Here is a 10,271-nt window from a genome sequence, read left to right as displayed (position 1 = left end):
ACGCCGACGTCAACGCGCAGGCCGGCGCCTACGCCACCGGCATCCTGGCCATGATGGTGTCCGGCGCCATCGCCGTCACGATCTCGGCGATCCGACGCCACCAGCGCCGGGCCAGTGTCGCATTCACCATCCTGACCCTGATCCTCCTGTACGCCCTGGGCGCGAACATCCTGGAGAAGCCCGACGGCATAGCCATTTCGGCGTTCTTCATTTTGGGGATCATCGTCGTGTCACTCGTCTCCCGGGTTTCACGCACCACCGAACTGCGGGTGGAAACGGTCGAACTGGACGAAAAAGCGCGGCGCTTCATCACCGACTCGCTCGTCTTCGATGGCGCGTTGAACCTGATTGCGACAAAGCCCAAACCGGGCAAACAAACCGACTACGCCGGAAAAGAGACGGAGCAGCGGGGGATGAATCCCGTGCCGGGTCGTGCCGACGTACTGTTCCTGGAGATCGAGGTGGTGGATCCGTCTAGTTTCAGCGAGACGCTCCATGTTCGCGGTGAAGAAATCAACGGGCTTCGGGTGCTGCGAGCCCAGAGCCCCGCGGCTCCGAACGCCATCGCCGCCATCCTCTTGGCATTGCGCGACGCATCCGGAGTGCGACCTCACGCCTACTTTGAATGGTCAGAGGGCAACCCCCTCGGGCACCTCCTGCGCTACCTCCTCCTCGGCCAAGGAGATACCGCACCCGTCGTGCGCGAAATCCTTCGCCAAAACGAAGCCGATCCCGCATGCCGGCCAGGCATCCATGTGGGTGGCGGCTGAAGCCACCTGTGGAGTGGCGGTTCTGAAGAGCCAGCACTTCCTGGTTCGGCCCGTACCGCATCGTATCGCCCAACCCTTGATGGCCCTGCAGCCCGCGGACGCACTCGTGAAGCTCTCCTCATCGTGTCTGTCGCTCCTCCTGACGTCGCGCCGGTCGGTATGGTCGGGGCATGACCATCGAGCTGCGCACCGTATCCGCTGATGACTGGCTGGCCTGGCGGTCGGTGCGGCTCGCGGCGTTGAACGACGCGCCCGGCGCCTTCGGTTCACGCTTGCAAGAGTGGGCAGACGCACCGGATAACCGCTGGCGTGACCGTCTGTCGATCCCAGGAGCGAATAATCTATTGGCCGTCGACATCGACAGGAACGCCGTTGTTGGCATGGCCACTGGGACCCCATCCAAGGATCGCGCCAGCCGCGCTGAGCTCATCTCAATGTGGGTCGACCCCGCCGTTCGTGGTCGTGGTGTCGCCACTGCACTCATCACAGCAATCGCGCGCTGGGCGGCGAGCACTGGCGCGACGACGCTCGCCCTATCCGTGATGCCGGACAATGTCGCGGCCCGACGAACCTACGAAAGAAACGGCTTTGCCGTCGAACCCGGCGATGTGCTGCCGGGTGGCCAGCGCGAGCTCGTCATGCTCCGAGACCTCAGCCCCGAGCGCACCGCGAGCCATTAACAGTGTTCTGCCGGACGAGACCGCACCAGTCAGGAACGGTCCGCGCGACATCTCCGCTGGCCAGCCGGGTCGTCCCAATGCCGGTCCTTCGTTGTCTCATGGTCGTTCCAGTAAGGAACACGCAATCGGGCAATCTTGAATCCAGCTTTCTGTCGGAGACGTTTGATATCCTCTACGGGTGCATAGGACTCCTCAAGAGCCATCTCCCGACGGTCATAGACCCTGCGTCTCGACCCCTCCCCTCATGTCGACGGTCGAGACATTTTGAACGGCGATCTCGTATTAAACATCGCCCTCGTCCTCATCTTCGTCCTGATCGGCGGGGTTTTCGCAGCCACGGAGATGGCGCTCGTCACGCTCCGTGATAGCCAACTCAACGCGATCGCGGCCCGCGGGCGGCGCGGCGAGAAGGTCGCGGCTCTGGCGCGCAACCCCAATCGGTTTCTCGCAGCCGTACAGATCGGCGTGACCGTAGCCGGGTTTGCGTCCGCCGCTTACGGGGCCGCCTCAATCGCCCCCTCGGTAGCGCCGTTATTTGTCGCTCTGGGCCTCAACGTATCGCTCGCTGCCACGGTTGCCACGATCGCGCTCACCCTCGTGATCGCGTATCTGTCCCTGGTACTCGGTGAGCTCGCCCCCAAACGTCTCGCGATCCAGCGCAACTCAGCATTCGCCTACGCAGTCGCGCCCGCACTCAATGGGTTTGCTGTCGCGATGCGGCCAGTCATCTGGCTGCTGTCGAGGTCGACGAACGTGATCGTGCGTCTACTCGGCGGAGACCCGCACAAAACCAGCGAGGAGATGACCGAAGAGGAACTGCGAGACATCGTTTCGAGCCATGAGGGGCTACCCGAAGACGAACGGCGGATCCTCGACGACGTGTTCTCTTTGCGGCACCGCCAGCTCAGCGAGATTATGCGGCCCCGTCCCGAAGTCGCAGCCCTGGACGGCACGGTATCCGTTCGCGAGGTCTTTACCGAGGTGCATGACCTGCCGTACTCGCGATACCCGGTAATCGATCGCACCATCGACGACATCATCGGCTTTGTCCACGTGCGGGACCTCTACGAGATGATCGCAAAGAATCCCGACAAGCAGGTTCGCGAAATCATGCGGCCTATCTTGTACTTCCCAGCGACCGCGCGGGTGCTCCCGACCCTCACGATAATGAGAGCAGAAAAACATCAGATCGCCGTCATCGTCGATGAGTACGGCGGGACCGACGGCATCGTCACCCTCGAAGACCTCGTGGAGGAAGTTGTCGGCGAAATCTTCGACGAATACGACACCGACGCGCTCCCTCATGACCTCGAGTCAGGGAGAGGGTCACTTGACGGCCGACTCAACTTCCAGGACTTTGAAGAGGCGACTGGCGTGCGGTTGCCCGTAAGCGCATCCGATACCATCGCCGGTTTCGTGATCGAACGGCTCGGACGTCTCGCGCGGATTGGTGACGTCGTCCAACTCAACGACATCAGTCTTCAAGTCACGGCGATGGATCGCCGGCGCATTTCGGAACTGCTAGTCGTCCCGCGCGGAGAGACGCCATCACCGCCATCTCAGGAAACCGATGCGCACCCTACGCAGAGCTGACCGACGGGCGAGGTTAGCCATCAGAGTGGTTGCCTGGAAGACGAGCTGTCGGTGGCGCTCCTCGCGGGGCGGCTGGTAAGTGGATCCGCGGTCATGTCCTTCGCAGAGGTGCGACGCCGTTTGTTCGATCGGAGCGGTGTAGGTCTCGGGCGAATCGAGCCAGAATGTCTGGCTTCTCGATAATCAGACCGTGTGTCGATCGCGGGACCACAGCCAGCTCTGCGTTTGGAAGCGCACCGTACATCTCGAGCAAGTGACTGAACTGCACCTCGTCGTCATCGCCGACGATGATGAGAACTGGGGCCTTCACGTTGCTAAGCCGAGCCAGGCTGAGATCCGGCTCGAGCTGGTGGAGCTCGACCGCTTTGCGAACGACGACTGCCCAGTGATCAGCACCGTCCGGTGACAGTTCGGCGTAGGAGTCCCCCATGAACTTCGGCGGGTCCTCCTCACTGAGAACGCCGTCCAACCACCCGTCATGGTGGAAAGCCGCTCCGCCAAATACCAGCGTTGAGACCAGGTCCGGACGGCGAAGCGCCAGGTAAAGTCCGACTATTGCTCCATCGCTCCACCCGAGAACATGAGCATTGTCAACATCGCGGTCGTCGAGAACCTCAGCCATAGCATCGGCCATCTGCGCGAAGGACCACGGCCCGACCATGTCGGCCGAGCGTCCGTGCCCAGGGCGGTCAACGAGCAGCTGACGGTAACCAGAAAACTCCGCGCACACCATCTCTATGGCGCGCGAGTCGGTTCCACCTGGATGCAATACCAACAGAGGGGGCCCCTCACCTGAATCCGACACCCACATATTTTCGACAGTCACACTGCGACCCTAACGACTAGCGCTTCCCATTCGCGTGTCGCAAAACCTATACGCCTCGTAACCACCCATGGGTTTCGACACACGCAGGTTACGAGACAAGAGTGAAGTGCCCACTGCGTAATGTTCCCCGCAAGAGGAACGCCCTAAACGCTGCTGGTGGTCTACCCGTCCGTGTCAAGAGCCCGGTCAATGGCGGCCAAGATTGCATCGAGCTCTTCGAAGTCTTCGGCACCATAGACGTTCAGGTCGCTCCGGTCACGTTCTTCATTCATAGGTCGAATCTACTGGCCGCCCGCGGATGTACATCCGTACTCGACTTACCAAAGGCTGTGTCTAGCGGAGCTCGTTGAGCATAGCGACTCGTCACGATCACCCAGCGGACTTATGATCCGTTGGTCGCAGGGCTCAAGATCTGTCCGGCCAACCAACCCTCTCCGGAGCGTTCTATCGGCATTCGGCGTTTGTTAGGACATCCACCGGGTCTCGCCGTCTTTCGCGGTGGAGGTCGGGCGTAGTGCTTGATTTCGAGCGACGCCTATTGAGGCCTGGTGCTCCGGATGGATATGTGCGGTGAAGCGGTTAACCTCGTGTGCTCGCAACCATCCGATCATCATCTGGGTAGCTTCGGAGGCTATGCCTTGGCCTTGGCGCCTCGGCGAAATGACCCAGGCGATCTCAGCAACGAGCATTGAACCGTCGCACTCGACGGTTGCCTGCACGAAACCGGCCGGCTCGCCGGTGTCTCGGTAGGTGACTATCCAGTTCAGCCACCATTGAGAACCGTCATCAGCCTGCCCAACGCTCTGTGCGGCATATCTGCTGTGGAGCAGGTCTAATGACGGGGCTTCACCGCCGGTGTACTCGTATAGCGACGGGTCGGCCAGAACGTCGACCATCGAAGCTGCATGGTCCACCGCGAGTGGTTCGAGCAGGAGCCGCTCAGAGCAGACGAGTTCAGGTTGGGGCCAATCCATCTCCTGAGAATGGCACAGGCGCGGTCGGACGGATCACATGGCCATTGGTGGAGCGGATCTCGCCCCAACGGGGACGCGCTAAGCGCGAGAGATCGGGGGCCTGTGCCTCACCCAAGAGTTCATGCCCTCGTGCCTGTCCGCGCCCTGCCCTCGGAATCCGTCGGTGCAACTCGACGGTCGGCCTGGAAGAATTGAGAGATGACCGTAACCCTTCAACGAATCCTCGCCAGCGACTTCCCGACGTGGATTGAGCAAAGCAGCGCGGAGTACGTCGGTGATTTACTTGCCCAGGGTCGATCACACGAGGAAGCGCGGCGCATCGCGGTCGAGAGCATGGCGCGTTCGTTCCCGGAGGGCATTCAGAGCCCCGGCAATGAGGTCTTTCACGTCACGAACGAGGTTGGTACGGCAGTGGGATATCTGTGGATCGGGCAGGATGTCACCACCGATCCGGGGGCGTGGTGGGTCTGGGACGTTTTCATCAACGCTGACCAGCGTGGCCGGGGTCATGGGAGAACAACGATGCTGCTCGGCGAGGAATATGCACGCTCCCACGGTGCGCGCTCTCTCGGCCTCAGCGTCTTCGAATTCAACACCGGCGCCAGGCGACTTTACGATTCCCTCGGCTACGAGACAACCTCGGTGAAGATGCTCAAGAAGCTCGACTGAGCCTTCTCTTCGCTATCGCTGGTTGGCGTCACTGCAGGGCAGCGCCGAGGTGGACACCCGTAGGTGGAACGCTTTGCGGGCGATTATTAGTGAACGTCGGCTTATGCTGTGCTGAGTTTCCTCGCGGGTCGGTTCATCGTCACAGAAAAGCTACAGACGGACGTTCGCAGGAAGCAGTTGCTCTTCCGATTACCAAGTCATCCCATAACCGGTGCACCCCCCCCCAGTTGCTTAACTCATGGTTAAGCGAAATGCTCAACTGTATGGAAAGTAATTCGATCGGGCACAAGAATCCGGCTGTGGCGAAAGCGACCCTCGATGCGATAAGTGCCGATCGGCAAAAGCTGGCTTGCCGAACCCAAGCACCTGCCTGGTACTACCCGGTGCTCGGGATCGTCACTGCTGCGATCGTCAGCTCCCCGGCGATCAATAACCCAGGCTGGATGGCCAGTGTTATCGCTGGCGCCTGCGCCGTGATCGTGTTCCTGGAATACGCGTACAGGAAAAGCACCGGATTTTCCACGAACCGTATTCCTGGCCCGCGCAGCTTGCTCGTCCTGATCGGTATCGGGGTTCTGGTGCTGGTCATGCTCTTTGTCTCCGCTCTTTTCACTGTCGTTGGACAGCAGGCGTGGATCGTGGCCACGGCCGCTATCGGGTTCCTGACGATGTTCCCTGGCGGCCTGTTCTACGACCGGATCTATGGCGCGGAGCTCCGACGTGGGCTCTGACGCGCACTTCGACGAGTCCATCCATGCCCCGACTCGGCTGCGGCTGTGTGCCCTGCTTTGTCCGGTCGATTCTGCTGAATTCTCCGCCCTGACGTCGACTCTCGGAGTCAGCGAGGCGAACCTCTCCAAAACCATCCGGAATCTCGTGGAACTCGGCTACATCACCACCTCTAAACACTCATCACCTGACCGGAGCGACTTCCGCCGGCGGACGAATGTGTCTCTCACCAGTCGTGGGCGACAGGCTTTTGATCAGCACCTCGCGGCACTCCAAGAGATCGCCAACTCGGCGCTCTCTGCCCAGACCCCCATCGCGCCGACGGGCGGGTAACGGATTCAGTCGAGGAGCCTTGGCCGCGTCCAGCCCAAGTTACTTGCAGTTGCGGAAAATGACTTGATAGACTTACCGTTATGGAAAACAACTTGACGCCGAGCGGGCCGGATGACGCCCGAGTCGTATCCGGGCTCCTTGAGGAACTCCAAGCTGACCGGGCCCGTCTTGTTGAGAAGGTCCGGGCCCCGAAATGGCTTGCACCTGGATTTGGACTTATCGCAGCCAGCTACGTGATGACACCCGCCTTCCCCGGCCAGGACGCCGGGGGCTTTGTGCTGAACACGGCTCTTGTTGCCGGAATTCTGTTGGTGGCCCTGTCATACCGGGTCACTGGCATCAAATTCACGCGGTTTGGGGTGCAGGCGTGGGCGGCATTCGTCGCCGCAGTGGTGGGCATGCTCGCCCTCTTCAGCGTCTCCCTGGGGCTCGCCGCCACAGGCTTGATCTGGTGGATTGCGGTTCCGGCAGTCGTGGCCTTTGTATGGGTCTTCTGGCTCGCGAGACTAATCTTCTCGACGATGCGAGAGCGTCTTCGCCATGTCCGCTGATGGTATTTTCAACGAGATCATTCATGCACCTCTGCGATTGCGGATATGCGGACTCCTCCGCTCGGTCGATGAGCTGGACTTTGCCGTACTCCGCGATACGCTCGGCGTCAGCGACGCCACGCTCTCGAAGCAATCGAAGGCCCTCATTGACGCTGGCTTCGTCGGCGTCACCAAGAAAGCGTCAGCATCGCGCGACGATTCCCGCCGAATCACCTGGCTTCGCCTCACCGCAACGGGTAGAAACGCGTTCGACGACCACATTCGAGCGCTGAGGAAGATTTCAGTGGGCTTCGAGCACCTCGACAACGCGAATTCTTGACCGCGAGGCGCCTGCTAACAGCTTCAGACCCCTGAATCTTTGCGGGACGTCCATGGACGCAGATTCGGCGCCAATCCGCCGAGGTTCCGAAGCCTAGGGGAGTAGCGTTGGGGAACCCCTTGCGGATCGCGGGAAGGATTGCGTCGTCTGCAGGGGCGAGACCTGCGAGACTCACCGCATGACAACTCAGACGAGTACTCAAAAACGACGCGCTGTGTCTCCGGTGCTCATCGGATTCGTGGGGATGATCATCGTTCCGTTCTGTATCATTCTCGCGACCAACTCCTGGGGTGCTCCAGACGCAGCAGACTTCGTCCGGATGGCGTTCGGTACCGTAATCGCATCCACCTTGGCGACCGTGGCAGCTTGGTGGCTGGCGCTCAACCGGATGAGAGCGGGTCGGAGTGACCGTTACTGGTTCTGGGGAGTGGCTGGTATCTTCACCTTCTCCGCAGTCGGCAGCATCACCGGCGCAGCCGAGACCCTGCTGACGCGCTTGACTAATCTCTAGGTCGCCGATCCGCGGCCGGGCAATAAGCCTCCATCGGGAACAGAATGCGGGCCGCTACTCTGGGGCGATGAGTACAGACGACACGGTCTTGGTTCGCTCGGTCCAGGCATCAGACTTCTCCGAGTGGGCTGGGCTGTATCGGGAATATCGAGAATTTTACGCACTCTCCCCCGATGAAAGAATTGTTGAACGTGTGTGGTCTTGGATCAACGACGGCGCGCATGAAGTCAATGCCTTCGTTGCCAGTACCGGGGATCGCCTCGTGGGACTCGCGCACTATCGACGATTTGCCCGGCCCTCCACTGGCAGCGTGGGAATCTTCCTCGACGATCTGTACACGTCCCCGAACACTCGCGGTTCCGGCGTCGGACGGGCGCTACTCAGCGAACTCTCCTCATTGGCCGACGGTGAAGGCAGCTCAGTCGTCCGCTGGATCACGGCGGAGGACAACACTCGTGCCCGGCGCCTTTATGACTCGACCGCCACTTCGACAAAATGGGTGACATACGATCTGAAGCCGGGATCGCTCTGAACGCCTGATAGCCGAAGGTCCAGGACGCCAGCCCGCTGCCGAAGTTCCTCGGTCTGGGTCAGTAGCCGAATCCGCTGAGGCGGCGCTGGTCGTTTACGGTCGATACTCTTTGGGCGGCGGCGATGTTGGCAGGTCGCCTGGCGCAGCTCGGCCTCCGAAAGTCATGGTGGCGATCGAGGACAGCCCGGCACCGATGCCCTTGGCGAGGAACGACAGGATTGCCCCAAGTACTTGCCATAGCCCAGCATGGCCACGTGACTGAGTCATGCGGTACCTCGATCTCTAGGTCGTGTGCGTCTCGGCGTCGAAAGCCTGCACGATCGCGCAGCTACTCCTCGGCGCGTGCTTACTACTCTACGAGGGTGACCAACGCGTGACCAGTAGGCACAAGTACAAGATCGTCTGTACGTCTCCCCGGTGCCACCAGCAGCTAAAGGAGCGTGACATTCTGCCGTCGCGCGTGGGCTCATCGGCTGTCCCGTAAGACGGACCCTGAGTGACACGTAGGTGGTGAGTTCGGATGTTTGGTGGCGAGACTGTCGATCTGACGCGTGGGCAGTTGGGCCTTCGTCGTCTGCGAGGTGCTGCGGTTGCCGGTCGCCGGGGAGGATCAGACCGTTCCACTGACCCGGGCAATTACTCGGCGCACGACCTTGCCTGAGGACGCGCTGACCACTTCCTCGTCCATCAGCACTTCCACCCCAGCGAGGGCCGTCATGACGGCCGAACCATCAAACGCTGCGTATAGTCTGCCGGCGTCGTCTCGCCGATTGGATCCCTGGGTGACACGCCAACTCAGAAAGAGCGTTCCCGTGGGAAGAAGGAGGCTGAGCATTCGGGCGACGGAGGGCCCGACTTCAGCATCGGGCAGATGCATGATGACCGTCTCGCACAGCACGTTTGTGAACGATGCGTTCATGACTCCGTCGAGTCCCGGCAACAGTCGGCATTCGAAATTCACCTCGGGGTGGCGCCTGCGCGCCTGGGCCAAGATTCCCTGCGACGCATCGAATCCCGTGGTCGGGAAGCCGTGCATCGAGAGCCATGCGCTGTCGCGACCGCTGCCGCACCCCACGTCTGCGGTCGGGCCTGGCGTGAAGTGCTCCGATAGCAGCGCATATAAATCTGTCGGGGCGTCCTGCTCCTGCTCCCACTCATCGGCGTAAGTGGCGGCATCGGCGTCGTACGCCGCAATCGTCTGAGAATCCATGCCGCCAGTCTGCGCCATGTCTGGATCGATCAATGTCAGGAGTGGACCTACCGTGGTTGCGGCCGGGACGCCTGCAACGAAGACAACTTCGCGGCAAGCTAAAGGTTCCGAGGCGATATGAATACAGCGACCTCAGCAGCGGCCCTTGCCTCGTCACGCTAAACGATCGGCTACCGGTCAACGCGAGCTGTTCCGGTGAGGGTTCCCCATACGGGACGACGGCATGGGTCGACGTCGGTGTGGATGAGTTGTGCAAACAAGTATGACTCATAGCGATCTGTGGCGGCGTTCTGTGATCGCTATTTGGCGCCTTTAGCTATACGCCCGCGTCGCTCCGGAGCAGGTGTCAGTGTCTTATATCCCAGGCGTTTCGATACACCTAGGTTACGAAGCATCCGGGGTCTCGAAATTTATGCGGTAGAGGTCAGCGAAGGGCGAATTCAACAATGGTCATTGCGCAATGTGCATTGCGCAATGACTGTTGTTCTTATAGGGTCAGCGGTATGTCCCCCCGCGACGCTTCACGCACCACGCTCAGCTCGGCTGCATCCATGCGGGTCCTCGCGCATCCGAC

The 10,271-nt window shown here is 60.9% G+C and carries 12 protein-coding genes and 1 pseudogene; 10 read left to right on the top strand and 3 right to left on the bottom strand.

What is annotated here, in order from left to right; genetic code table 11:
• The 3 genes and pseudogenes from E3N86_RS00185 to E3N86_RS00175 all read left to right on the top strand — a co-directional run.
• Positions 1 to 770, top strand: a pseudogene (locus E3N86_RS00185) (amino acid transporter); the annotation flags it as partial.
• A gap of 170 nt (positions 771 to 940) precedes the next feature.
• A complete protein-coding gene (locus E3N86_RS00180; protein WP_134511077.1) occupies positions 941 to 1,450 on the top strand; it encodes a GNAT family N-acetyltransferase in 510 nt (169 codons plus the stop codon).
• Positions 1,451 to 1,714: 264 nt separating this feature from the next.
• Positions 1,715 to 3,043 carry a hemolysin family protein gene (locus E3N86_RS00175; protein WP_134511076.1) on the top strand — a complete coding sequence of 443 codons (1,329 nt, stop codon included), beginning with the start codon at positions 1,715 to 1,717 and terminating at the stop codon, positions 3,041 to 3,043.
• Between the two features lie 91 nt (positions 3,044 to 3,134).
• Here E3N86_RS00175 and E3N86_RS00170 read toward each other — a convergent pair whose 3' ends face one another.
• Together E3N86_RS00170 and E3N86_RS00165 are read right to left on the bottom strand one after the other, a co-directional pair.
• The gene (locus E3N86_RS00170) at positions 3,135 to 3,854 is read right to left on the bottom strand and encodes an alpha/beta fold hydrolase (RefSeq protein ID WP_134511079.1); all 720 of its coding nucleotides are present in this window, start codon (positions 3,852 to 3,854) and stop codon (positions 3,135 to 3,137) included.
• Positions 3,855 to 4,333: 479 nt separating this feature from the next.
• Positions 4,334 to 4,843 carry a GNAT family N-acetyltransferase gene (locus E3N86_RS00165; protein ID WP_134511075.1) on the bottom strand — a complete coding sequence of 170 codons (510 nt, stop codon included), beginning with the start codon at positions 4,841 to 4,843 and terminating at the stop codon, positions 4,334 to 4,336.
• 198 nt (positions 4,844 to 5,041) lie between these two features.
• On the opposite strand from E3N86_RS00165, the gene E3N86_RS00160 reads away from it, so the two are divergent.
• The 7 genes from E3N86_RS00160 (at position 5,042) to E3N86_RS00130 (ending at position 8,487) form a co-directional block, all read left to right on the top strand.
• On the top strand, positions 5,042 to 5,512 hold the full coding sequence (locus tag E3N86_RS00160; protein WP_134511074.1) for an N-acetyltransferase: 471 nt from the start codon (positions 5,042 to 5,044) through the stop codon (positions 5,510 to 5,512).
• 299 nt (positions 5,513 to 5,811) lie between these two features.
• Complete coding sequence (locus tag E3N86_RS00155; RefSeq protein WP_134511073.1) at positions 5,812 to 6,243, top strand: hypothetical protein; 432 nt, start codon at positions 5,812 to 5,814, stop codon at positions 6,241 to 6,243.
• Entirely contained in the window at positions 6,215 to 6,574 is a 360-nt protein-coding gene (locus E3N86_RS00150) for a transcriptional regulator (RefSeq protein ID WP_134511072.1), read from the top strand. Before E3N86_RS00155 ends, E3N86_RS00150 begins: the two co-directional genes overlap by 29 nt.
• Before the next feature lie 80 nt (positions 6,575 to 6,654).
• Positions 6,655 to 7,125: a hypothetical protein gene (locus E3N86_RS00145; protein ID WP_134511071.1), complete on the top strand. Its 471-nt coding sequence runs from the start codon at positions 6,655 to 6,657 to the stop codon at positions 7,123 to 7,125.
• Positions 7,115 to 7,444, top strand: coding sequence for a transcriptional regulator (locus E3N86_RS00140; RefSeq protein ID WP_134511070.1), 330 nt, complete (start codon positions 7,115 to 7,117; stop codon positions 7,442 to 7,444). Before E3N86_RS00145 ends, E3N86_RS00140 begins: the two co-directional genes overlap by 11 nt.
• Positions 7,445 to 7,622: 178 nt before the next feature.
• Entirely contained in the window at positions 7,623 to 7,955 is a 333-nt protein-coding gene (locus E3N86_RS00135; RefSeq protein ID WP_134511069.1) for a hypothetical protein, read from the top strand.
• Between the two features lie 67 nt (positions 7,956 to 8,022).
• Complete coding sequence (locus E3N86_RS00130; RefSeq protein ID WP_134511068.1) at positions 8,023 to 8,487, top strand: GNAT family N-acetyltransferase; 465 nt, start codon at positions 8,023 to 8,025, stop codon at positions 8,485 to 8,487.
• Between the two features lie 610 nt (positions 8,488 to 9,097).
• On the opposite strand, the gene E3N86_RS00125 is transcribed toward E3N86_RS00130, so the two are convergent.
• Positions 9,098 to 9,730 (bottom strand): bifunctional 2-polyprenyl-6-hydroxyphenol methylase/3-demethylubiquinol 3-O-methyltransferase UbiG, encoded by a 633-nt coding sequence (locus E3N86_RS00125; RefSeq protein WP_198412853.1) that lies wholly within the window; start codon positions 9,728 to 9,730, stop codon positions 9,098 to 9,100.
• Positions 9,731 to 10,271: the final 541 nt, after the last annotated feature.

It is taken from the genome of Cryobacterium sp. Hz7, assembly GCF_004402815.1.
GTDB classification, from domain to species: domain Bacteria; phylum Actinomycetota; class Actinomycetes; order Actinomycetales; family Microbacteriaceae; genus Cryobacterium; species Cryobacterium sandaracinum.
This window is presented reverse-complemented; position numbering and strand designations above follow the sequence as displayed.

Excerpts from the sequence above, each read along its gene's own strand:
- E3N86_RS00180 (WP_134511077.1), top strand. The coding sequence starts at position 941 with ATGACCATCGAGCTGCGCACCGTATCCGCTGATGACTGGCTGGCCTGG.
- E3N86_RS00170 (WP_134511079.1), bottom strand. The coding sequence starts at position 3,854 with ATGTGGGTGTCGGATTCAGGTGAGGGGCCCCCTCTGTTGGTATTGCAT.
- E3N86_RS00165 (WP_134511075.1), bottom strand. The coding sequence starts at position 4,843 with ATGGATTGGCCCCAACCTGAACTCGTCTGCTCTGAGCGGCTCCTGCTC.
- E3N86_RS00160 (WP_134511074.1), top strand. The coding sequence starts at position 5,042 with ATGACCGTAACCCTTCAACGAATCCTCGCCAGCGACTTCCCGACGTGG.
- E3N86_RS00150 (WP_134511072.1), top strand. The coding sequence starts at position 6,215 with ATGGCGCGGAGCTCCGACGTGGGCTCTGACGCGCACTTCGACGAGTCC.
- E3N86_RS00145 (WP_134511071.1), top strand. The coding sequence starts at position 6,655 with ATGGAAAACAACTTGACGCCGAGCGGGCCGGATGACGCCCGAGTCGTA.
- E3N86_RS00140 (WP_134511070.1), top strand. The coding sequence starts at position 7,115 with ATGTCCGCTGATGGTATTTTCAACGAGATCATTCATGCACCTCTGCGA.
- E3N86_RS00135 (WP_134511069.1), top strand. The coding sequence starts at position 7,623 with ATGACAACTCAGACGAGTACTCAAAAACGACGCGCTGTGTCTCCGGTG.
- E3N86_RS00130 (WP_134511068.1), top strand. The coding sequence starts at position 8,023 with ATGAGTACAGACGACACGGTCTTGGTTCGCTCGGTCCAGGCATCAGAC.